This window comes from Gordonia rubripertincta, from assembly GCF_038024875.1.
Taxonomy (GTDB): domain Bacteria; phylum Actinomycetota; class Actinomycetes; order Mycobacteriales; family Mycobacteriaceae; genus Gordonia; species Gordonia rubripertincta.
In genome coordinates, this window is record NZ_CP136136.1 from 2,080,651 (window position 1) to 2,103,186 (window position 22,536).

Consider the following 22,536-nt stretch of genomic DNA (forward strand, 5'->3'; position numbering starts at 1 on the left):
GGGGGCGCTCAGGTGAGCTGCAGGCTCGCCCACAGCGCCAGCACCGCGACGCCCAGTGTCGCGGGAACGGTGAGCGCGCCGAGCCGCAGGTACTCCCGCGAGGTCGGGGCGGAGACGTCGCGATGCATGATCTCCCGCCAGAGCAGGTTGGCGAGCGACCCGAAGTAGGCCAGGTTGGGGCCGATGTTGACGCCGAGCAGCATCGCCATGACCAGTCCTGGGTCGTGCGCCACCAGCGGGATCAGCAAGAGCGTCGCCGGGAGGTTGTTGACGAGGTTCGCCAGGACCGCGGCGAGCACCGCGACTCCCAGGATGCCGAACAGCGTCGACGAGGACGGGATGAGCCCGCCGATCCAGTCGCCGAGCGGCCCGTCGCGGACCGGCAGGATGACGACACCGAGCGTGGCCACGAACCCCAGGAACGGAACGTTCACCGCGGTGATCGTGCTGCGCAGCGTGGCCACCGGGGAACGGAGCAGTTCGGGCAGCGTGAACAACGCCGCACCCACCCCGGCGACCACGGCGAGCGGTACCCCGAACGGTTCGGCGACCACGAACGCGACGAGCAACAGGGCCAGGCCGACCAGCAGAAGGGTCGGACGAGGCGCGTCCGGCCGGGGCTGGTCGGCGGAGAGCTGCGAGTCCGGGGGGCGGGGCGCGGGATCGGGACTGCTGAGGGCACCGGCGAAATACCACCGGAAGATCAGGTACTCGACGAGGATCGCCGCGATCCACGGCGCCAGCATCACCCCGGTGAAACCGAGGAATCCGAAGCCGGTGGCGGAGAAGGCCAGCAGGTTGGTGAGGTTGGAGACCGGCAGCAGCGTCGACGCGGTGTTCGCCAGATGGGCGCTCGAGAACGCGATCGGGGTCACCCGTGCGCCGATGTGCCGCGCCGTGGCGACGGCTACCGGCGTCAGCAACACGATCGTGGTGTCGAGGCTGAGGATGGCGGTGGTCACCGCCGCGGCGACGAAGACGATGCGCAGCAACCGACGCGGGGACGATCGGCTCCAACCGGCGAGCACCGTGCCGACCCAGGTGAAGACGCCTTCGCGGGCGCAGACGTCGGCGACAACCAGCATCGCGGCGAGGAAGCCGATGGTCGGGGCCATCGACATGACCTCGTCGGCCGCGGCGTCGAGGTCGGTCAGACCGAGCAGGATGAGCAGCGCGGCGACCGGAGCCGCCACCGCGGCGGCCGGAACGCGCTGCGCGGCAAGGGTTGCGATGATCACCACGACGAGGCCGGCGATGCTGACGAGGCAGCCGGCGACACTGTCCACGGTGAGCACCGCAGAAAGGGTACGCGCAGACAGGTTATGTGTCAGTCGCGGGCGTAGGTGTCGTCGAGGTCGGGATCGGGTTCGAAGTCACCGGACCGGCTCGTGATGACCGGCCCCTCGACGACTCGACGCGGAGTGATCCACAGCAGAACCACTGCACTGGCGAGCATGATGCCGCCCAGGATCAGCGTGGCGTGCTCGAACGGTACGTCGAAGGCGGCCTGGCTGCCCTGTTCGATCTTCTCGGCGAGGTCGGAGGACTGCGCGGACAGATTGTCGACGACGACCCTCGCCTCCGCGAGGGAGCGCTCGATGAGGGTTCCGGCCTGTTCGGCCTGGGCGATGGTGGCCTGGCCGCCGGACGGGTCACCCGCCGCGATCTGCTGCTGTCCGGCGGCGGTGAGCTGCTCGCGGGCAAGATCCGCGGTTGGTCCGATCCGGGCTTTGTAGCCGGCGGCGACCATGGAACCGGCGATCGCGATACCGATGGCCGCACCGATCTCGCGGGCGGTGTCGTTGATCGCCGAACCGACGCCCTGGTTGTCGAGCGGGGTGTTGGACATGATCGCGGTGGTCGCCGGGGCGGAGGCGAGGCCGATGCCGATCGCGACGACCGCGAGGATCGCGGCCAGCGTCCAGTAGTCGCCCACCCGGATCAGGCCCATGAGGGTCAGGCCGATCCCCGACAGCAGGGCGCCGCCGGCGATCACGAACTTGAGCGAGTCCAGCCGCACTGCCAGCCAGTTGGAGAGCAGTGAGAAGATCCCGACGCCGGCGACGAACGGCATGAGTGCCACGGCGGACTGCAGCGGGGAGTAGCCGAACACCAGCTGCAGCAACTGCAGGACGAGGTAGAACATGCCGAAGGAGGCGAGGAACTGCACCGCCACCGACAGCGATCCCGAACCGAATGCCCGGTTGCGGAGCAGCCGCACGTCGAACAACGGAGAGGCCGAACGCAGTTCGACGACCACGAACAACGCGGCGAGGAGGATGCCGCCGACCAGACAGCCCAGGACGAGCAGATCGTCCCAACCGCGGTGCGGCGCCTCCAGAAGACCGAAGACCACACCCGCGATCGCCAGCACCGAACACAGGGTGCCGGGGATGTCGAAGCGTCCGGGGTCGGTGTCCTTCGACGTGCCGATGGTGAAACACAGCAGCGCCGAGACGGCCGACGACGCGGCGAAGGTGATGAAGATCGAATGCCAGGAGAAGAATTCGAGCAGCAGGCCGGTGACGAGGAAGCCGGCGATCGCGCCGCCACCGGCGATGGCCGACCAGATGCTGATGCCGACCGCGCGCTGGCCGTCGGGCATCCCGGAGGTGATGAGCGACAACGTCGTCGGCATGATGAGCGCGGCGGCGGCGCCGGCGAGGCAGCGTGTGATGATCAGCTGCTCCGGGCCGTCGACCCAGATCGCGGCCAGTGACGCAATGCTGAACAGCACCAGACCGATGATGAGGATCTCGCGTCGTCCGAAGCGGTCACCGATCGCCCCGGCGGGCAACAGGAGCGCGGCGAGGGCCAGGGTGTAACCGTCGACGATCCATGTCATCTGACCGGCGTCGGCGCCGGTGTCGACGGCGATGTCGGGCAGAGCTGTGTTGAGCGCCGCCATGGCGGCGACGACCATGCTCACCGACAGGCAGGCGACGAGGACGAGCCACGCGGAGCGCGCATCCATCCGGAATCCGTTCGGCAATCTCATCTTCCGCCCCCGATCTCGATGTGGAACTCGTAGGATCGCAGGGTTGCCGTCCGCCGCGTTGCGGTTTCGTTATCGCGACACGCGTGAGGGGAACCACCGCAACGTGGGTAACTTATGACACATTTATCACTGCAGTACCAGAGGCCGTAACGGTCGAAGTTGGCCCCGGACAATCGAAAGTGGTGACAGGTCATGGCCTCACCCCACATTGCGTCGAACACAGTCGCGTCCGCCGCTGCAGGACCCACTACCGGCGCGACCCCCATCGCTCCCTCGGACACTACCGATGTCTCGCCTGCGCGTCTCCATGTCTGGCGCGTGCTGTCGATGCTGGCGGCACTCATCGGCGTCATCGTGACGCTGGTGGTCATCGCGTCGTCGGCGGTGTGACCGCCGACGACGCGTGACCGGGTGACTACCCGGCGTGCTTCTCGATGGCAGCGCCGAGGCGCGGCAGTGCCGCGACCACATAGTTCTTGGCCTTCCCGCGCAACGAGTTGTAGGCCTTGGCCAGTCCGGGCTTGGCCGAGTCGGCCTGGGCGTCGGTGACGGCCAGCAGGGCCTCCGCCGCGGCGTCGCCGTTGGCCGAGAGATGATCGCCGAAGGCGACCCCGGCCGGCTTCGTATCCCAGAACGGCGCGAGAGCCGTCAGGAAGTCCTCGGCCAGCTGATCCGTGGCGCTGCGCACCACGCCGGGCTTCACCTTCTGGACCGCCGAGTAGGCGGTCTTCACAGCGGCGCCGCTCAGACCCGACTGGTCGGCCACCTCGGCATCGATGACACCGACCAGGTCGGTCACCAGTGCGCTGCGGTTGTCGGCAAGTAGGGGCGTCAGCGAATCGCTCATGCGGTCTCCTCGTGGATATGCGACGTGGTACACGCGGACCGATTCCCGGTCCGCGTGTAGAGCGTACTGGCCGCCGGTGACCGGCCGGCGACTCAGTTACGCGCGCACACCACATTGGCGAGGGCCTTCGCGCCCTCCCGTTCGATGACACTCGCGGTGGCCAGGAAACGGGTGCCGTCGTCCCAGACCGCGACCTCGAGGGTCTCGCCGGGGAAGACCACGCCGGCGAACGAGGCCGAGAACTCCGCGACGGCGGCGACATCGCCGCCGAGCAGTTCGTCGGTGATGGCGCGCGCGACCGTGCCGTATGTGCACAGGCCGTGCAGGATCGGCCGCGGAAAGCCTGCGCGCGAGGCGAACTCGGGGTCGGAGTGCAGTGGGTTGCGGTCGCCGCACAGCCGGTAGAGAAGCGCCTGGTTGGGGAGTGTCGGGATGCGCAGCCGGTGATCGGGTTCGCGGTCGGGGTACTCGACCTTCTCCGACGTGCCGCGCTCACCACCGAAGCCGCCCTCGCCCTTGGCGAAGATCGACGACCGCGCGGTCCACAGCGTCTGACCGGCGTCGTCGGTGGTCACCGACTCCTGGATGATGACGGCGGCCGAACCCTTGTCCTGGACCTCGGCGATGCGGGTGCGGGTGGTCGCCTTGCCGCTCGGCGGCAGCGGACGGTGCGCGGTGACCTTCTGACTTCCGTGGACGACCTTCGCGAGGTCGATGTCGACGCCCGGGAAGGAGACCTTCGGCGGCTCGGTGGTGTGGAAACCGGCGGCGACGGTCGCGAAGGTCGGCAGTACCTTGGGAGCCGAATCATGAACGTAGGCCAGCGATTCGGTGTTCATCGGATCGGCCGCGGCCCCCACCGCGAGGTGGTAGAGCGCGACGTCGGATGCCGACCACTCGAACGAGACCTCGGGCAGTTCCGCTCCGACGGCGACGGCGGGATCGATCGGCATGGTTCAGGCTCCTGTCTGGGACGTCGGGGTGGTGGCCGAGGCCTTGGCGGCGATGTCGCTGGCGGCGAGGTAACCGAAGACGATCGCGGGGCCGATGGTGGCGCCGGGTCCGGCGTAGGTGTGGCCCATCACCGGGGCGCTGGTGTTGCCCGCGGCGTACAGGCCCTCGATGACCGAGCCGTCGGGGCGGAGTGCGCGACCCGCGGCGTCGGCGTTGATCCCGCCCTTGGTGCCGAGGTCGCCGGGGACCATCTTGACCGCGTAGAACGGGCCTTTGCTGACCTCGCCGAGGCTCGGGTTGGGCTTGTTCGTGATGTCTCCGTAGTAGTGGTCGTAACCGCTTGCGCCACGGCCGAAGTCCTCGTCGACCCCGGCGCGGGCGAAGCCGTTGAAGCGTTCGGTGGTCTCGACGAGGGACTCGGCGGGGACGCCGATCTTCTCCGCGAGGGCGGAGATGCTGTCGGCCTTGACGACGACGCCCGACTCGTACCACTTCTTCGGGAGTGGCTGGCGCGCAGTGATCCCGGCGAAGAGGTAGCGGTTGCGGCACCGCTGGTCGAAGATCAGCCACGACGGCACGTTCTCGCCCGGGCCCTCGCCGTGGCCGAACTCGCCGCCGTACATCTGGTGCACCGCTTCGACATATGGCAGCGACTCGTTCATGTAGCGCCTGCCGCGCATGTTCACGATGAAGGTGCCGGGGACCGACCGCTCCGACAGTGCGAACCAAGGACCGCGCGGCAGCGGGATCGTCGGACCCCACCAGGCGTCGTCCATGAGGGAGACCGCGGCGCCGATCTTGAGCCCGGCGTTGATGCCGTCACCGGTGTTGCTCGGTGCGCCGGTGGTCCAGTCGGACCCGATGGGCTCGCGCTGGTACTTCTTGCGCATCTCCTCGTTGTGCTCGAAGCCACCGCAGGCGAGGATCACGCCCTGACGCGCGTGGATCTCGAACTGCTTGCCGTCCGACTCCGCGATCACGCCGACGACCCGGTCGTCGGAGGTGATGAGGTCGACGAGGCCGGTGTTGAGGCGGAGCGGGACCCCGGCCTCGCGCACGCCGATGAGCAGCTCGGCGGCCAGCGCCGCCCCCATCGCGATCAGCTTCTTGCCGCGGCTGCGGGCCCAGAAGAAGCGGCTGCCGACCTTCGCCATACGCAGCGGTCCGCGCCAGTGGCGGAGGCCGGTGTTGAGCCAGCGGTAGTCGGACTGCAGCACGACCATGTTCATCGGGGCCTTGGTGTACTGCGGGTGCAGCGTCTCGAGGTCGTCGCCGAGCCGGCGAGCATCGAACGGCCGCGGTTCGATCGACCGGCCGTCGAGACGCCCACCCGGTGCCTCGGGGTAGTAGTCCGAGTAGTTCTTCACCCACTCGAGGTCGAGGGGTGCGTGCTCGAGCAGGAAGTCGAGGGCCTCGGGCCCGCGATCGATGTAGGCGTCGATACGGTCGGCCGGTGCGTGCTCGCCGATGATCGCGTGCACGTACTCACGGGCCTTCTCCGGTGTATCGCTCACGCCGTCGCGCTTCAGCACCGAGTTGTTGGGGATCCACACGCCGCCGCCGGACCGGGAGGTAGAACCGCCCCAGTAGGGCGACTTCTCGATCAGGACGGTCTTGAGGCCCTTGCGGGCCGCGGTGATCGCGGCGGCCAGACCGGCACCACCGGCACCGACGACGATGACGTCGTAGGTCTCGGGTTCGGTGCTGGTCTGTTGTGGATCGGACGAGCCGGCCATTGGGTCCCCTTCGTGCGCGCAGCTGTAACGTGTTCTACCTGAATTAGAACACGTTACAGAAACGTGCCGCCAGGGTCAGTCGCCTCATTCACCGGAAACCGTCAGGTCGAGGCGCTGACCTGCACGGTCATGTCGGCCGGTGTCCAGAACGCGCGCATCGAGGTGATGAGCCCGGAGTCGTCGAAGGTCATCACGTCGATCGGCTCCACCACGATGGTGCGCCCCGGCAGGCGTGTGGTCACCCGGAAGTGGAAGGCTGCCTGGCCGCCGACCGGGCGTACGACGAGGAGCTCGGCGGTGCTGTCGGTGCCGTCCAGGCCGCGATAGAACTCCTCGATCGCCGGACGACCGATCCGCGGTTCGGAGCCGACCGGATCCTCGAGCCGGGCGTCGGGTGCGTAGAGCTCCGCGATCTCGGCTGCGGTTCCGGTCGAGATGGTCGCGAGGTACCGCGACACCAGGGCGGCGGTGTCGATCTGATCGGACACGGTGGGCACGGTCGAACTGGGCATGGTCGAACGGGGCATGATCGAACACTGACAGCCCGCGTCCGGTTCGAGGTCCCGACCTCCCGCTGAGCGGAAACGGCCCCACTCCCACGGCGGTGGCCGCGCCTAACGTGCCGCCCATGGCGAACAACACATGGTCCAGGCAGGAACTCGAAGAGGCGTATCAGCGGTGGTTCACCACGATCAACCGCGCGGGGTCGGGGGAGGGGAGCTGGCGGGACTTCCTCGAATTGTTCACCGAGGACGTCGTCTATCACGAGCAGATGGCCGGGGAGCTGAAGGGCAGGGAAGGCATCTGGGCGTGGGCCGAACCCAGCCTGGCGCAGTTCCCCGGCTCGCACACCGAGAGTTTTCCCGAGCACTGGCATGTCATCGACGAGACCAACGGGACGATCGTCGCACGCCTCGACAACGTGATGAGCGATCCCGGTGACGGAAGCCGGTTCGCGGCCCCGCACATCAGCGTCCTCGACTACGCCGGTGACGGGAAGTTCTCCCAGCAGCGGGACGTCTACGACGTGACGACCTTCCTGGACCTCATCAAGGCGTGGGGGCGTCGTGCGATGGAGCTGGGGACCTTCGACGACGAACAGCGGGCGTGGTTCGCCGCGGTGTACCCGGAGACCGTCCCCGACTGACCGTTCGGGCGGGGTGGTCCACTGAATGGGAAGGTCCCGACCGCCCCGCCGTCGAACACTTAACGTACCTCTGTACGCGGCCCTGTGATCCAGCTCACGACGAGCCTGGCTGGCCGCCCACCACGTTGTCGCACAACGTAACTCAGCACCTCACGTTCCGGAAGGTTCACCGATGACCACTCCAGTCGATGCCGTCGCAGCTGCCGTAGCCGCCGCGGACGCACCCACATTCGAGGCCCGCAAGATCGCGTCAGGGTTCTCCTGGCCGGAATGTCCGCGCTGGCACGACGGGGCGCTCTGGTTCTCGGACATGTACACCGGGACGCTCAAGACCCTGGACGCAGACGGCAACGCGACCGTGGTCATCGACGCGAACGGACGCGCGGCCGACACCGATGTCCCGATCACCCTGGGCGGTTTCGGTTGGCTGCCCGACGGTCGGTTGATCGTGAACTCGATGCACGAGCAGAAGGTGCTCGTCCACGGCGGCAACGGGATCGACGATCTCACCGTGTACGCCGATGTCAGCGAGTTCGCGATCAAGGCCGTCAACGACATGGTCGTCGACGCCGACGGTCGTGCCTACATCACCCAGCTGGGTTTCGACATCTTCCAGGGCGAGACCCCGATCACCTCGCCGCTGATCGTCGTCGAGCCCGACGGTACCGCGCACGTGCCGGCCGGTATCCCGGAGCTGAACTGCGGCAACGGAATCGGTATCAGTGCGGACGGCTCCAAGGTCTACGTCGCCGAGGTCATGGCGCAGAAGATCACCGTGATCGATCGTGCCGCCGACGGATCACTGTCGAACGCACGGGATTTCGCCACCTGCCCGTTCATGCCCGACGGCATCGGCCTGGACGAGGAGGGCGGCGTCTGGGCGGCGATGCCCGGCGGCGGATACGTCGCACGCTTCACCGAGGACGGCCTGACGGACGCGGTGCCGATGCCGCTCGAAGGCGGGATCGCCTCGGCCTGCCTGCTCGGTGGATCCGATCGCAGCACCCTCTACATGACGGTCGGCTACGAGGTCTTCGACTTCGAGAAGTCCGCACGTGAAGCGCTCGGCGCGATCTGGGTCGCCGACGTCAAGAACCACGGCGGCCAGACGCGCCCCTGAGCTCCGACCACCCACCTGTTTCGAACCGATTCGAGGACGACAACATGACAGCACAACTCGACTTCACCGATCGCGTCGTGATCGTGACCGGCGCCGGCCGCGGCATCGGCCGTGCACACGCCCTTCTCCTAGGCTCGCGCGGCGCCTCGGTCGTGGTCGGCGACCTGGGCTCGACCACCGACGGCTCCGGCGTCGAGGCGGGTGACCCGGCCGCCGACGTCGCCGCGGAGATCACCGCCGCCGGTGGGAAAGCGGTGGCGGTCGCCTCCGACATCACCACCGACGAGGGCGCGCAGGCGCTGGTGGACGCGGCGATCTCGAACTTCGGACGGATCGACGCGGTCATCAACAACGCGGGCATCGTGCGGGCGGCACCCTTCCGCGAGGTGCCCGACGCCGAGTACCAGCGCCACCTCGACGTGCACTTCCTCGGACCGATGCGTCTGCTCCGTGCCGCGTGGCCCCATCTGCTCGACTCGCCGGCGCCCCGCGTGGTCAACACGATCTCGCAGGCGATGCTCGGCAACCCGGGAATGGCCCACTACGGCGGTTCGAAGGGCGCACTGTTCGGCCTGACCCGAAATCTCGCGCTCGAGGGCCTCGAAGCCGGCGTGAAGGTCAACGCGATCGCACCGGGCGCAGGCACCCGTATGGCCGAGGCCGCCGCGGACACCTTGTCGCCGGAGATCATGGAGTACATGCGGACTCAGCTCCTGCCGGAGCACGTCGCTCCCGTCGCGGCGTTCCTCGTCCACCCGTCCTGTGAGGTCACCGGCGAGGTCTTCAACGTCGCGGGCGGGATCGTCAACCGGCTCGCACTGGTCAACACCACGGGCATCCACGACCCCGCCCTCACCGTCGAGACCGTCGCCGAACAGTGGGACCAGATCATGTCGATCACGCCCGAGGCGATCCCGCAGGTCGTCGCCCCGGCGCAGATGCCGGTCTGACCGCCACCGAACGTTCCCACAGCCCTGGAGTCCTGACATGAGTACCGAAACCACCGCCGGCGCAGCCGAGCTGGACGAGGCCTACACGGTCTATCCGTTCTCGCCGGTGTCCCCGTCCGAGGCGGCCCTGCGTTACAAGGCGATCGCCGAAGACCGGCCGATGACCAAGATCACCATGCCCTACGGCGGCGAGGCCTGGATCATCCACCGCAATGCCGTGGCACGCGAGATGCTCGGCGACCCCCGATTCGTCCGCGAGCCCTTCCGTACCGGTGAGCGGGTGGTGCCCTACTTCGTCGAGTTCCCCGACTTCCTCAAGACCACACTGCAATTCGAGGACCCGCCGCAGCACACCAAGCTGCGCAAGCTCGTGCAGAAGTCGATCTCGCCGAAACGGGTCAAGGCGATGCGGGATTCGGCGGTCGAGTTCGCCAACAAGCTGATCGACGACATGCTCGCCAAGGGTGCGCCGACCAACCTGGTCGACGACTACGCGGTGGCGCTGCCGATCCAGATGCTGGCCAACCTCATCGGCGTGCCGCCGGAGGATCGACCCAAGTTCCAGAAGTGGAGCTCGGCGACGCTCGCGGTCGCGAACATGCCCGAGGAGGAAGCAACCGCCAACATGACCGAACTGGTCATGTACATGTTCGCCCTCATCGAGGAGCGCCGGAAGAATCCGCGGGAGGACCTGCTCAGCGACCTCACCAACGCGCAGGACAAGGACGACACCCTCACCGACGGTGAGATCCTCTCCGTGGCACTGGTTCTCATCATCGGCGGCTTCGACAACACGGCCAACTTCATCTGCGCCGGGGTCCTGTCGCTCCTCCACAACACCGACCAGCTCCGAGTGCTGCTCGAGGACATCGACGGGGTGACGCCCACCGCGGTCGAGGAGATCCTGCGTCATGGGCGCTTCGAGCTGAACGGCAAGGTCGGCGGACCCAGCGGGCTGGTGCCCTTCGTGGCCACCGAGGACGTCGAACTCGACGGCCAGCTCGTCCGCAAGGGTGAGGCGATCATGGGCGACCCGGCGTCGGCCAACCACGACGGGGCGGCGATCGACCACGTCGACACGTTCGACATCCGCCGGCAGTCCAACCCCCACCTGACACTGAGTTACGGTATGCATCACTGCCTGGGTGCTCCGCTGGCCCGGATGGAGATGCAGGTCGCCATCGCCGAGCTGTTCCGCCGCCTTCCCGGCCTGCAGCTCGCCGGCGACCCGGTCATCAACAACGACAACCTGACCCAGCCGATCGTCGACCTCCCGGTCAGCTGGTAGGAGGTCCGCATGCCCAAGGTGTTCTACACACAGCCCGACGGGGCGGTGAAGGTGATCGACGGCACGGCGGGCGACTCGGTGATGGCGACCGCGGTCAAGAACGGGGTCAGCGGGATCGTCGGCCAGTGCGGCGGCACCCTGTCCTGCGCGACGTGCCACGTCTACCTCGATCCCGAAGAAGCTCACCTGTTCCCCGAGATCAGCGAGGACGAGGACGACATGCTCGACTGCACCTCGTCGGATCGCGAGGACACCTCGCGTCTGTCGTGCCAGCTCACCCTGGCCGACACCGACCTCCACGTCACCATCCCCGATGAACAGGTCTGAGGTGACGCCACACAGCGTCGCGGTCGTCGGTGCGTCGCACGCTGCAGTTCATCTCGCGGACCGGCTGCGCACGGACGGTTTCGCCGGCCGGATCGCGTTGTTCACCGACGAACCGCACGTGCCCTACCATCGGCCGCCGCTTTCGAAGGGGTTGCTCAAGGGCGCGATCGATCCCTCGACGCTGTCGTTGCGGGCGGAGTCGTACTTCGACGATCAGCGCATCGATCTGTACCGGCGCACCCGCGTGACGGGAGTGCGCCGCACCGGTGACGGTGTGGTGCTCGCGCTGTCCGACGAGAACGGCGACCGCAGTGAGCGGTTCGATCGACTCGTCCTCGCCACCGGCGCTCGGGCCCGTCGCCTCGCACTGCCGGGTGCCGACCATCCCGACGTCCTCGTCCTCCGCGACCTCGACGACGCCGATCTGCTCCGAGAGCGGGCCACAGCCGGTCCGGCGGTGGTCATCGGCGGCGGTTTCATCGGTCTCGAGGTCGCCGCGGGTCTCCGTGCCGCCGGTAGCGACGTGACGGTCATCGAGACGGCCGATCGTCTGCTGGCCCGTGCGGTCGGGACCCACACCGCGGCAGCGCTTCTCAACGCGCACGAGTCGATGGGAACCGTCGTCCTGCTGGGCCGGCGGCCCGTCGAGATCGTCCGGTCCGGCACGGATACCGACGACGGCGGCCCGGACCGCATCCGGGGCGTGCGCCTCGATGACGGCGTGGTCGTTCCCGCGGCGACGGTGATCGTCGGGATAGGTGCCGAACCACGGACCGAGCTCGGGGAGATGCTCGGACTGGAGTGCGACGGTGGGATCGTCGTCGACGACAACTGTCTTGCCTCCGACGGGTGGACACTCGCGATCGGGGACTGCACGATTCACGTGTCCGCGAGTGGGCGGCGCTACCGGCTGGAATCCGTCGACAATGCCACCGAGCAGGCGAATACGGCGGCGGCGATCCTTCTCGGCGCCGAACCGGCGACCCGACCCACGCCGTGGTTCTGGTCCGACCAGGGGGCGCAGAAGCTCCAGATCGTCGGATTGTCCGGCGGGCACAGCGAAGTGGTGCACCGGACCGACCCGAAGCGGCCCGACCGTCAGGTGTCGTTGTACTTCTCCGGCGGCCGGCTGGTCGCCGCGGAGTGCCTCAACTCGCCGGCCGATTTCATGACGTTGCGGACCGCACTGAATCGCGGTCATCGTCCACCCCCGGAGCTGTTCGCGGACGAGAGCGTCCCGATCAAGAAGCTGCTGGCGCCCGCCCGCGCCTGAGCGCGGGGATCAGTGCTTCGCCGCGGGCACGGGATGGCGGAAGCGCGCGGCGACCAGGGCGCCGACCTCGGCGAGCGCCGCACGACCCCGCGCCACCGACGGCGCCTGCATCGCGAACCCGTGTCCCACACCGGGATAGCGCAACTGGGCGGTGGGCACACCGGCCTCGCGGAGACGCTCTCCGAATTCCTCGATGCCATCGCGCAGCGGATCACCGTGTCCGACCGCGATGATCGCAGGCGGGAGTCCGGAGAGGTCGGCGGCGAGCGCAGGTGTCCCGTACTCGTCGTCGAGTGAGGAATCGCTGCCGAGGTAGAGATTCTTCATCCAGTCGATGTCCTCGGCGGTGAGGAACGGGCTGTCACCGAATTCGCGCATCGACGGCCGATCACGACGCCGCTCCACACCGGGATAGAACAGAACCTGCTGGGCGATGGCCGGTCCCTGCTCGTTTCGGCCGCGCAGCGCAGTTGCGGCGGCGAGTCCGCCTCCCGCACTGTCGCCCCCGACGCCGATCATCGACGGGTCGACGCCGAGGTCGGCCGCGACCTGGTGGGTCCACACGAGCGCCGCGTACGCGTCGTCGTTTCCTGCGGGATAGGTGTGTTCGGGCGCGAGCCGATAGTCGACGTTGACGATGACGGCGCCGGTGGCCTCGGCCAGGTCGCGGGCCAGGCGGTCGAAAGAGTTCAGCGACCCCATGATCATCCCGCCGCCGTGATACCAGACCAGCGCTGCCGCACCGGTCTTCGGAGCGGCATGCGGACGATAGATCCGGACCGGGACCGGGGCGCCGTGGCCATCGGCGACCGCGTCGGTGACCGAGAACATGTCCGGGCCGGGTGGGCGCACGATCGATTCCAGACTCTTCCGGATGCCGGCCACACCTTGTTGGCGAACCGACTTGGCGCCGGCAGCGGCCATCCGGTCGACGATGGCCGCCAGGTCGGGATCCCACGGTGATGTCACGGCCGGCCACCCAGGATCATCCCGGTGTTGGCCTCGCCGCCGCGCCGGTGCTCGTCCATCAGCTCGATGAGGCGGGCGTTGTCACCCTCGGCCAGGGCGTCGATCATCTCTTCGTGTTCCCCGCCACACGTTGCCGTCCGGCCGGGTCGTACAGGTACGCAGCGTGATAGGGCATTGCGAGTTTCCAGAGCCGGCGCAGTTCGGCGACCACCAGGTGAAGCCCGGAGCGCTCGAACATCGCGAAGTGGAAGATCTGGTTCTCGGTGCGCATCGTGACGATGTCACCGCGGTCTGCGGCCTCGGTGATCCGCGTGGCGATGACGTGCATCTCGTCGAGTGCCGCGGCGTCGAACCGGGGGAGCCGACCGAGGACCTCGCGCTCCAGAGCCGAACGCATGAGGTAGATCTGGTCGAACTCGTCCTGGTCCAACCGCACGACGGTGTACCCGACATTCTGGCGGTGGGCCACCAACCCCTGAGCGGTCAACTCGCGCAGGGCCTCCCGGATGGGGAGTCGGCTGACACCCCAGACGCTCGGCCATCCACTCCTGTCGGATCGGCTGCCCCGGCAGCAGCTCACCGGTCGCCATCATGCGCTCGATCTCGGCGACGACACGTCTGGCCGACCGTGACTGTGCGGGTTCGGATGGCGCGGTCGTGTTGCGTCCCATGGTGTCCCTCCTACCCGTCGCCGAACACGCCCGACGACCGGAGCTCGGCCAACCGGCTCGGGTCGTAGCCCAGGGCGGCGAGGACTTCCTCGGTGTGCTCGCCGCGACGTACCGCCGGGCTGGGCGAGCGGTGAGTCGACCTGCTCAACGAGATCGGGACACCGACGCCGCGATACTCGTCGGTGTCGAGGAACAACCCGCGATGCCGGACCTGCGGGGAGGTCAGAGCCTCCGCGATGTTGTTGACCGGGCTCGCCGGGACTCCCGCGCGCTCGAGCCGTCCCGCGAGATCGTCGCGGTCCCACTGCGCGATACGTTCGCCCAGGAGGGCGGCCAACTCGACGCGATGCTGCGACCGCTCGCCGTTGTGCACGAACCGCGGGTCGTCGGCGAGTCCGGGCACCCCGAGAACCTCGACGAGCGAACGGAACTGACGGTCGTTGGCCGCACTGACGAAGAAGTCGCCGTCTCGAGCGGAGAAGACCTGATAGGGCACCACGGTCGGGTGGAAGTCGCCGGTGCGCTGCGGTACCGCACCGCCGGAAACCCAGTTCGCGGCATGCGGATGCAGGATGGAGATCACCGAATCGAGCAGTGTCATGTCCACCAGTTGCCCGCGGCCGCTCCGGCCCCGCTCGTACAGCGCCAGGAGTATGCCGCTCACCGCCATGTTGGCGGCGACGATGTCCACGATGGGGATGCCCACGCGCAGCGGATTGCCATCGGGGTAACCGTTCACGCTCATCAGACCGCCGAACGACTGGAGGACCGCGTCGTATCCGGGCAGCCCGCCCATCGGTCCGTCGACGCCGAAACCCGTGATACGGCAATAGATCATCCGCGGGTGTCGCTCGGCGAGAACGGTGTCGTAGTCGAAACCCCACCGCGCCATCGTGCCGGCCTTGAAGTTCTCGATCACGATGTCGGCACCGGCCAGGAGATCGGCGAGGACCTCCCGTCCCGCGTCGGTGCGGAGGTCGAGGCAGATGTTCTCCTTGCTGTGGTTGAGGCTCTGGTAGTAGGCGCTCGTGGCGCCCTCGTCCTCGAACGGAGGTCCCCACCCTCGGGTCTCGTCACCCGCGGGCGCCTCGACCTTGATCACCTCGGCACCGTGATCGGCCAGGATCTGCGCCGTGTAGGGCCCGGCCAGGACCCGGCTCAGATCGAGAACCCGCAGGCCGCTGAGGATTCCGTGGTCTACGGCCGACTCGGCGGCACGCCACGCTGCCCGGGGATCGACCCCGGTCTTCTCGTCACCCACGAGATCCGCGCTCATCGGGCACTCTCCGGCGAGGCTTCCGGCGCTTCGGTCCCGGTGATGATGTCCCACGGGTCGGCGCCGCCGTCGAGCACCTGCTCGGCGAGCACATCGGCCCATTCGGCTTCGGTCCCGTGCCGGTCGCGCCATGTCCAGAGCGCCGTCGTCGACCGGCCGAGCCGGTGCTCCGCGGTGAAGCCGATCGCACCGTGGATCTGGTGTCCGGCCGCGGCCACCTCGTCGGCGTACGCCGACGTCACCACCTTCGCCGCGGCCACCGCGGCCCGGGCGCCGCCCGGATCGTGCGATGTCGCCTCGGCGGCGACACGTGTCGCGGTCTCCATCATGGTGGTCCGGGCGGCCATCACCGCGAGTCGCTGCTGGATCGCCTGGAACTTGGCGAGCGGTCGGCCGAACTGGATACGTTCCGAGGCGTACTGCACGGTCAGATCGTGGACGGTCCGTGCGGCTGCGGCGAGCGCCGTGGAATACGCCAGTGCGCCACGCAGCCGGACATCGGCGGTCCCGAACGGGGAGGCTGCGTGGAAGTCGGTCGCCGCCTCGTCGAATCGGATGTCGCCGAACGACACCCCGAGCAGGTCCGTGCCGTCTGCGACGTTCACCCCGGGGCCACGGAGGTCGACGATCGCCACCAGCGGTCCGTCGGAGCCGGGTACGAGTACGACCACCGAGTCGGCGGACGTCGCGTGGACGACGTCGCTGACGATCCCGTTGAGTATCAGGCGATCCGCGCCGTCGGCAGTGCGATCGAGCCGCGAGTCCACGGCATCGGCGACCGCGATCGTCGCGGTGATCCCCTCCAGCGGATGGCCCACTGCGCCGGCGAGCCATGAGGCCAGGAGCGCATGCTCGACGTACGGGGTGATCGCCCCGGCCGCGGTCACCGTGGACAGCACGGCGAGCGCGTCCTCGAGATCGGCCCCCTGCCCGTCGGCGTCATCGGGAACATCGAGATCGGTGAAACCTGAGTCCGCGAGAGCTGTCCACAGTTCCGTGTCGATGCTCGTCGGCGGTGTCTCGGCGCCCACGGGAACCCGGTCCAGTATCGAGGTCGTCGCCGCGACGAGTTCGGCGGCCAGGTCGCTCATCGAATCCCCATTCCCCGCGCCACGATGCCGCGCAAGATCTCGTTGGTTCCGCCCCGGAGGGTGAAAGCAGGTGTGTGCAAGACACTTTGGCCGAGGAGGCGCTCCAGCGGGGTGCCTCCGCTCCGGCGTGCGACGACGCCCGACGCGCTGCGTACAGCGTCGACGAGTTCGCCCTCGAACGTCGAGCCCAGGTCTTTGACCATGGCGGCCAGCACATCCGGTTTGCCGCCGGCGGACAGTTCGGCCGCCACGCGTAGGGACATCTGTCGTAGCGCCCAGGCCTGCGCGGTGAGGGTGCCGAGGGTCCGGCGCTGCTCGGGGGTCGCCCCGGTCCCGCGGAGATGATCCGCCCACGCCCGCAACAGCGGCAGTGTGCTGAGGTAACGCTCGGGGCCGGAACGTTCGAAGGCCAACTCGCTCATCACCTGTTGCCACCCGTTGCCCCGGCGGCCGAGCAGCGCCGACTTGTCGACGACGGCATCATGGAAGACCACCTCGTTGAAGTGGGCATGGCCGTCGATGCTCCGCAGCGGGCGTACCTCGATGTCCGGATGGGACAGGTCGACGAGGATCTGGGACAGGCCCTGCTGCCGGTCCTCCGGGGTGCCGTCGGTGCGTGCGAGCAGGACCATCGCGTGGGAGATGTGGGCGCCGGTGGTCCAGACCTTGGTGCCGCTGATGGTCCAGGTGTCGCCGGTGTCCCTCGCCCGGGTGCGGACGCTCGCGAGATCCGAACCGGCATCCGGTTCGGACATCCCGATCGCGAAATAGATCTCACCCGAGGCGATCCCGGGAAGGTAGCGGCGCTTCTGCTCTTCGGTGCCGTTGGCGAGGATGCCCGGGGCCATCTGCCGGTCGGCGATCCAGTGTGCGGCGACCGGAGCGCCGTGGGCGAGGAGTTCCTCGGTGATGACGAATCGTTCGACGGGGGTGCGTCCCCGGCCGCCGTACTCGGTCGGCATCGTCATGCCGAGCCATCCGCGTTCGCCCAGTCGTCGACTGAACGCGGGGTCGAAGCCGGTCATCCAGCTGTCGACGTCGGGAGCGAATGCGCCGCGGGCGATCTCGTCGCGGAGGAACTCGCGGACCTCGGTCCGCAGAGCCTCCAGGGCGGCGTCGTCGACCCCGACCGACGAGCCGCGGGTCTCGTGGAGTGCGGTCATGACCGACCGGGTCCGCGCGACGACCAGTTCTGCCCCTTGCGGGCCATCGACCACATCTGGGTGCCGCGCTCGATCTCGACCGCCGAGTCCCAGGTGACCGCGGGCGGACCGAGCTCGAGTCGGACGCTGGACATGACGCGGCGGGTCAACTCGGGATCGCGTGCGGCGGGTGCGGTGAGTCCCTCCACGATCGCGGGGATGTCCTCGATCGGGGCGGCGGCGTAGGCCAGACCGCGTTCGACGGCCTGTTCGCCGGTGAGTGACTGACCGCATGCGGCGAGCGCGATGGTGTTCGCCCGTCCCATCGCCCGGTTCAGCAGCGTGATGTGTCCGCCTCCCGGGTGGATGCCGCGAGCGAGGAAACCGCTGTCCAGCTTGGCATCCGGGGTGGCGATGAGCAGGTCGACGGCGAGTGCCAGGTTGAGGCCGGCGCCCACCGCGCCGCCGACCACCACGCCGACGGTCGGGACGGGGAGCGAACCCACGCGCATGAAGGCCTTGTAGACCGCGGACAACTGCACGACCGACTCCGGCGAGGCGGGATCGGCGGAGGCGGCTGCGAGGATGCGGGTGTCGGCACCGCTGCAGAAGTAGGTGCCCGCGGCGTCGACGACGACGGCGCCGATGCTGTCGTCGGCGGCGACCTGGTCGCAGAACTGCTCGATGGCGGCGGCCATGTCGAGGGTGATGGCGTTCTTGCGACGCGGATTGTTCAGGGTCAGCCGGGCGACGCCGTCGGTGAACGACGTGATGATCGACGCTGCTTCGTCGTCGGAAGGCTGCGCGATGGGAGCTGTGTCGGACGTCATGCAGGCGAGCGTAGCCGATTGGATTCAAAAAGCGATCCAAAATCATTGACTTGCCGGAGCGACTGCGGTGAACTGGCTGCACGAGCCGATCGTCGTCTCCGCGCACTGCCGCGAGACGCTCTGGCCGATTCCCATTCTTCGAAGGAGACTTCCTTGTTCAGTTTGACCGGACATATCGCATTGGTCAGTGGTGCCGGACAGAGCGTCGGTGAGGGGATCGCCAAAGTGCTGGCGCGCCAGGGCGCTTCGGTGATCGTGAACGACCTGCACGCCGACCGGGCCGAGAAGGTCGCCGCGGCCATCGCCGAGGAGGGCAATCGCGCCGTCGCCGCCGCGTTCGACGTGACCGACATCGACGCCACCGCGGAGGCCGTGCGGGCGGCCGAGACCGAACTCGGCGGGCACGTCGACATCCTCGTCAACAATGCCGGCGTGGCCGAGGGTCGGGTCATCAAGCCCTTCCGTGACCTCGCCCCGGAGGAGTGGCGTGCTCCGATCGACCTCAACATCTTCGGCGCCATGAACTGCATCAAGGTGGTCTTGGACGGTATGTGCGACAACGGGTGGGGACGCATCGTGCAGATCTCCTCCGGCTCGGCGCGTACCGGGCAGAACATCAACCAGACGATGTACGCCACGGGCAAGAGCGGGATCGAGGGATTCATCCGGCACCTGGCAGCCGAGACCGGTCAGTACGGGGTCACCGCGAACATCGTGGCACTCGGTCATCAGAAGAATCTCGAGGACAAGATGCCCCCGGAGATGATCGAACGAATCCTCACCCCAGATCCCGATCGGGAGGCTGGGGGATCCCATCGAGGTCGGTGCCTTCTGCGCATACCTCGCCTCGCACGAGGCCGGCGGGATGACCGGCCAGACACTGGATTTCAACGGCGGGTCCCAAACCCGATGAGCCCGGCCGAGGTCGTCCTGTCGCTCGTCGCGGTTCGGGTGTCCGACCTGCAGGGATCGACCGATTTCTACCGCCGGGGGCTGGGTTTCACCGTCGAGCGTGAGTTCGCCACTCCCGCGTTCGACGCGGTCATCCTGCGGGCCGGCACGGCGGGGGTCGAGCTGATCCGCCCGAAAGGTGCTGCGGGGGAGGAGGGTTCCGATCACGGCAACATGTTCAGCAAGCTGGTCCTGAACGTCGCCGACGCGGCGACCGCCCTGCGACGCGGGGTCGAGTGCGGCGGGACCGAGGTGTCCCCGGTGGTCGAGCACGCCTCCTACGGGATGACGATCGGCGTCCTCGCCGACCCCGACGGCCACCGCCTTGAGCTGGTCTCCCGGAACGGCTCCCTCTGAGCGGGAGACCCCCACATGGGTTGCGCCCGCCGCGGCTAGCGTCTCGGATGTGACGTCGATCGATGCGCGATCGGCGGTGATTCCGAGCAGGGGTGTGGCGCGGTGATGGCCGTGGATGATCAGCAGTGGGACAGCAGTTTTGACGTCGTCGTGATCGGTTCGGGTGGCGCCGCGCTCGCCGGTGCGCTGGCCGCGGTGAAGCACGGGCTGGCGGTGTGCGTGGTGGAGAAGAGCTCGTACTTCGGCGGGACGTCGGCATACTCCGGTGGGAGCGTGTGGCTTCCGGGCAATCATGTGCTGGAACGGCAAGGTGTCGACGACTCGGTCGAAAACGGGTTGACCTATTTCCGGGCACTCGTGGGCGACCGCACCGCCGAGGATCTGCAGCGGACGTTCCTGGAAACCGGCCCGGTGGTGGCCCGGTTCCTGGAGGACGAGGTGGGAATCCCATTGGAGCACCGCCCGTTTCCGGATTACTATGCGGCCCCCGGTCGCAAGGACCATGGCCGGAGTATCTTCGCCGCCTCCATCTCGGCCGACGAGGTGGGCGGCCGCCTGCGTGACATCCGACCGCCGGTTCCTGCCGACCAGTTCGGCATGGCGGTCGACCGCTCCGAACTCGACGGCGGACAGGCCTGGATCGCCCGGATGGTGCTGGCGCTCGATGAGTCGGGCCGTGCCGACCTCCATCTCGGCACGGCGGCGGAGCGTCTGATCACCGACGCAGCGGGGGACGTCCTCGGGCTCGAGGTCAGCGCCGGCGCAAACCGGCGGACGATCCGGGCGCGGGCCGGGATCATCGTCGCTGCAGGGGGTTACGAGCGGAACGCCGAATTGCGACGCACCCATCAGCAGATGCCGACCGCGGACTGGTCGGCGTCCCATCCGGACACCGGCGGCGGTGACGCGTTGCGGATGCTGTCGGAGGTGGGGGCGCAGGTGGACCTGCTCGACCAGTCCTGGTGGTGCCCCGCCACCCTGTTCCCGAACAGCCGCGCCGCGTTCACCCTCGGGATCCGGGCGGGGATCATCGTCGATTCGACGGGGCAGCGATTCGCCAATGAGACGTTGCCCTACGACCAGATGGGTCGGGCGATGTTGCGGCGGATGCGCGACGGGGCCGGCGAGGTGTTCTGGTTCGTCTTCGACAATCGGTTCGGCGACGAACTCCCGGCGATCTGTGTGCCCGCGCCCGAGCGCGCCGCGATGACCGAGGCGGGTCTGTGGCACACCGCGTCGACCGTGGGAGAGCTCGCGGCGGCCACCGGCCTCGACGCCGAGAAGCTCACGGCGACAATCGATCGGTTCAACGGTTTCGCCGCGGGGGGTCGGGACGAGGACTTCGCGCGCGGAGAGGATCCCTACGGCCGGTTCTTCGTCGGAGCGCAGAACGCCGCTCAGTGCCTGCCGTCCCTCGACGGTTCGCGCTTCCACGCGGTCCGCCTGGTGCTGGGTGACCTCGGCACGAAGGGTGGTGCGGTCATCTCCACCGAGGGTGCGGTGTGTCGAGCAGACGGCAGCGTGATCCGTGGTCTGTACGCGGCGGGGAACTCCTCGGCGTCGGTCTCGGGTGAGGTCTATCCGGGGCCCGGTACGCCGCTCGGATCGGGGATGGTGTTCGCCTACCGTGCCGTCGCCGACATGGCGGCCCACCTGGCCGCCGCCCCGGGTACCACGACGTAGAGGGCCTTCAGTGGCCGGTGAGGTCTGCTGTGACGCAGCGTTCCCAGATCTCACCGGCCACGATACGGGCCGGCCCCATGAGCTTTCGGAGATCGACCGCCCCCACCGGAGCGCAGACCGACAGGCCGGCCAGATTGCCGTAGATGTGATCGTGCGGTCCGATGGAGACGCCCACACAGGCGACGCCGGGGAACGCCTCGCCCCGGTCGAATGCCGCTCCGCGGTCCCGGATCTGGGCGAGCTCGGCATCGAATTGGGCCGGGCTCGTGATCGACAGTGCGGTCTGCTTGACGAGTGTGCCGTCGTCGAGCTTGTGCAGGCCTCGGGGAGATTGTCGCGGGGCGATCTCCGCGTACGCGATGATGACCTTGCCGAGGGCGGTCAGATGGGCGGGAACCCGCTGGCCGACCGCGGTGGGCGTCGGGCCGCTGAGCCGCCCGTTCACCTTCGCGAGGTAGACGGTGTCGCCGGCGTCGACCACGCCCAACTGGATCGTGTATCCCGTCCGCTGGGCGAATGCGTGCATCACCGGCCGTGCGGCACGGAGGAGTCGATTCTGGTTGAGGGCGGCCTGGCCCATCTCGTAGGCCTTGACCCCGAGCTCGTAGGTCTGTTCCGGTGACCGGGCCAGCCAGCCGGCACTGGCGAGTTGCTCGAGCAGTCGATGCACGGAGGACCGGGGTAGTTTGGTGCGCGCGGTCACCTGCGCCAGCGTCATCGGCGCCGATCCGTTGAACGCCTCGAGCACCGCCGAGATCCGATCCACTACCGAGATGGGTCCGTCGCTCGTCTGTGTCGTCCTCACCGCTCCTCCTTCGTGATGTTCGTCACAGTACCCCGATCGATATGGCGCTCACCACGAGGTGCTGATCCGGTTGCCCATCTTCGTCCCGGCGGGCGGGCTCCGCCGGTGGGCTTCCCGTCCA

21 protein-coding genes and 1 pseudogene are annotated in these 22,536 nt (G+C 68.4%); 9 read left to right on the forward strand and 13 right to left on the reverse strand.

Annotation, left to right across the window (positions count from 1 at the left end):
- Positions 1-8 precede the first annotated feature (8 nt).
- Positions 9-1,295: an SLC13 family permease gene (locus RVF83_RS09435; RefSeq protein WP_005194403.1), complete on the reverse strand. Its 1,287-nt coding sequence runs from the start codon at positions 1,293-1,295 to the stop codon at positions 9-11.
- Between the two features lie 32 nt (positions 1,296-1,327).
- A complete protein-coding gene (locus RVF83_RS09440; protein WP_039879847.1) occupies positions 1,328-2,998 on the reverse strand; it encodes an MFS transporter in 1,671 nt (556 codons plus the stop codon).
- A gap of 192 nt (positions 2,999-3,190) precedes the next feature.
- On the opposite strand from RVF83_RS09440, the gene RVF83_RS09445 reads away from it, so the two are divergent.
- On the forward strand, positions 3,191-3,388 hold the full coding sequence (locus tag RVF83_RS09445) for a hypothetical protein (protein WP_005194401.1): 198 nt from the start codon (positions 3,191-3,193) through the stop codon (positions 3,386-3,388).
- A 25-nt stretch (positions 3,389-3,413) separates the two neighbouring features.
- Here RVF83_RS09445 and RVF83_RS09450 read toward each other — a convergent pair whose 3' ends face one another.
- The 4 genes from RVF83_RS09450 to RVF83_RS09465 form a co-directional block, all read right to left on the reverse strand.
- On the reverse strand, positions 3,414-3,845 hold the full coding sequence (locus RVF83_RS09450; protein WP_005194399.1) for a DUF6918 family protein: 432 nt from the start codon (positions 3,843-3,845) through the stop codon (positions 3,414-3,416).
- 92 nt (positions 3,846-3,937) lie between these two features.
- Complete coding sequence (locus RVF83_RS09455) at positions 3,938-4,798, reverse strand: MaoC/PaaZ C-terminal domain-containing protein (RefSeq protein ID WP_005194397.1); 861 nt, start codon at positions 4,796-4,798, stop codon at positions 3,938-3,940.
- A 3-nt stretch (positions 4,799-4,801) separates the two neighbouring features.
- A complete protein-coding gene (kstD, locus tag RVF83_RS09460) occupies positions 4,802-6,535 on the reverse strand; it encodes a 3-oxosteroid 1-dehydrogenase (RefSeq protein ID WP_005194395.1) in 1,734 nt (577 codons plus the stop codon).
- 101 nt (positions 6,536-6,636) lie between these two features.
- Complete coding sequence (locus RVF83_RS09465) at positions 6,637-7,062, reverse strand: nuclear transport factor 2 family protein (RefSeq protein WP_005194393.1); 426 nt, start codon at positions 7,060-7,062, stop codon at positions 6,637-6,639.
- A 101-nt stretch (positions 7,063-7,163) separates the two neighbouring features.
- On the opposite strand from RVF83_RS09465, the gene RVF83_RS09470 reads away from it, so the two are divergent.
- The 6 genes from RVF83_RS09470 to RVF83_RS09495 all read left to right on the forward strand — a co-directional run bounded on the left by RVF83_RS09470 (position 7,164) and on the right by RVF83_RS09495 (position 12,640).
- A complete protein-coding gene (locus RVF83_RS09470; RefSeq protein WP_039879845.1) occupies positions 7,164-7,682 on the forward strand; it encodes a nuclear transport factor 2 family protein in 519 nt (172 codons plus the stop codon).
- A 172-nt stretch (positions 7,683-7,854) separates the two neighbouring features.
- Positions 7,855-8,802 (forward strand): SMP-30/gluconolactonase/LRE family protein, encoded by a 948-nt coding sequence (locus RVF83_RS09475; protein WP_005194390.1) that lies wholly within the window; start codon positions 7,855-7,857, stop codon positions 8,800-8,802.
- Between the two features lie 44 nt (positions 8,803-8,846).
- The gene (locus RVF83_RS09480) at positions 8,847-9,752 is read left to right on the forward strand and encodes an SDR family NAD(P)-dependent oxidoreductase (RefSeq protein ID WP_005194388.1); all 906 of its coding nucleotides are present in this window, start codon (positions 8,847-8,849) and stop codon (positions 9,750-9,752) included.
- A 37-nt stretch (positions 9,753-9,789) separates the two neighbouring features.
- Positions 9,790-11,040: a cytochrome P450 gene (locus RVF83_RS09485; RefSeq protein WP_005194386.1), complete on the forward strand. Its 1,251-nt coding sequence runs from the start codon at positions 9,790-9,792 to the stop codon at positions 11,038-11,040.
- 9 nt (positions 11,041-11,049) lie between these two features.
- Positions 11,050-11,367: a 2Fe-2S iron-sulfur cluster-binding protein gene (locus RVF83_RS09490; protein ID WP_005194384.1), complete on the forward strand. Its 318-nt coding sequence runs from the start codon at positions 11,050-11,052 to the stop codon at positions 11,365-11,367.
- Position 11,368: 1 nt separating this feature from the next.
- Positions 11,369-12,640 carry an NAD(P)/FAD-dependent oxidoreductase gene (locus tag RVF83_RS09495; protein WP_005194382.1) on the forward strand — a complete coding sequence of 424 codons (1,272 nt, stop codon included), beginning with the start codon at positions 11,369-11,371 and terminating at the stop codon, positions 12,638-12,640.
- A 9-nt stretch (positions 12,641-12,649) separates the two neighbouring features.
- On the opposite strand, the gene RVF83_RS09500 is transcribed toward RVF83_RS09495, so the two are convergent.
- The 6 genes and pseudogenes from RVF83_RS09500 to RVF83_RS09525 form a co-directional block, all read right to left on the reverse strand.
- Complete coding sequence (locus RVF83_RS09500; RefSeq protein ID WP_005194379.1) at positions 12,650-13,609, reverse strand: alpha/beta hydrolase; 960 nt, start codon at positions 13,607-13,609, stop codon at positions 12,650-12,652.
- Positions 13,606-14,280: pseudogene (locus RVF83_RS09505) on the reverse strand (GntR family transcriptional regulator). The gene RVF83_RS09500 and the pseudogene RVF83_RS09505 overlap by 4 nt, the downstream one beginning before the upstream one ends.
- A 10-nt stretch (positions 14,281-14,290) precedes the next feature.
- A complete protein-coding gene (locus RVF83_RS09510; RefSeq protein ID WP_005194377.1) occupies positions 14,291-15,556 on the reverse strand; it encodes a CaiB/BaiF CoA transferase family protein in 1,266 nt (421 codons plus the stop codon).
- Positions 15,553-16,647, reverse strand: coding sequence for an acyl-CoA dehydrogenase family protein (locus RVF83_RS09515; protein ID WP_005194376.1), 1,095 nt, complete (start codon positions 16,645-16,647; stop codon positions 15,553-15,555). The genes RVF83_RS09510 and RVF83_RS09515 overlap by 4 nt, the downstream gene beginning before the upstream one ends.
- Positions 16,644-17,810: an acyl-CoA dehydrogenase family protein gene (locus tag RVF83_RS09520; protein WP_005194374.1), complete on the reverse strand. Its 1,167-nt coding sequence runs from the start codon at positions 17,808-17,810 to the stop codon at positions 16,644-16,646. The genes RVF83_RS09515 and RVF83_RS09520 overlap by 4 nt, the downstream gene beginning before the upstream one ends.
- A complete protein-coding gene (locus tag RVF83_RS09525; RefSeq protein ID WP_005194372.1) occupies positions 17,807-18,619 on the reverse strand; it encodes an enoyl-CoA hydratase-related protein in 813 nt (270 codons plus the stop codon). The genes RVF83_RS09520 and RVF83_RS09525 overlap by 4 nt, the downstream gene beginning before the upstream one ends.
- 153 nt (positions 18,620-18,772) lie before the next feature.
- Here RVF83_RS09525 and RVF83_RS23710 point away from each other — a divergent pair, with 153 nt between their 5' ends.
- Positions 18,773-19,927: an SDR family NAD(P)-dependent oxidoreductase gene (locus tag RVF83_RS23710; RefSeq protein WP_423133020.1), complete on the forward strand. Its 1,155-nt coding sequence runs from the start codon at positions 18,773-18,775 to the stop codon at positions 19,925-19,927.
- Positions 19,928-20,032: 105 nt separating this feature from the next.
- Positions 20,033-21,610, forward strand: a complete 1,578-nt coding sequence (locus RVF83_RS09545; RefSeq protein WP_039879842.1) for an FAD-dependent oxidoreductase — start codon at positions 20,033-20,035, stop codon at positions 21,608-21,610.
- A gap of 7 nt (positions 21,611-21,617) precedes the next feature.
- Here RVF83_RS09545 and RVF83_RS09550 read toward each other — a convergent pair whose 3' ends face one another.
- Entirely contained in the window at positions 21,618-22,415 is a 798-nt protein-coding gene (locus RVF83_RS09550; protein WP_039879841.1) for an IclR family transcriptional regulator, read from the reverse strand.
- Between the last annotated feature and the right edge of the window lie 121 nt (positions 22,416-22,536).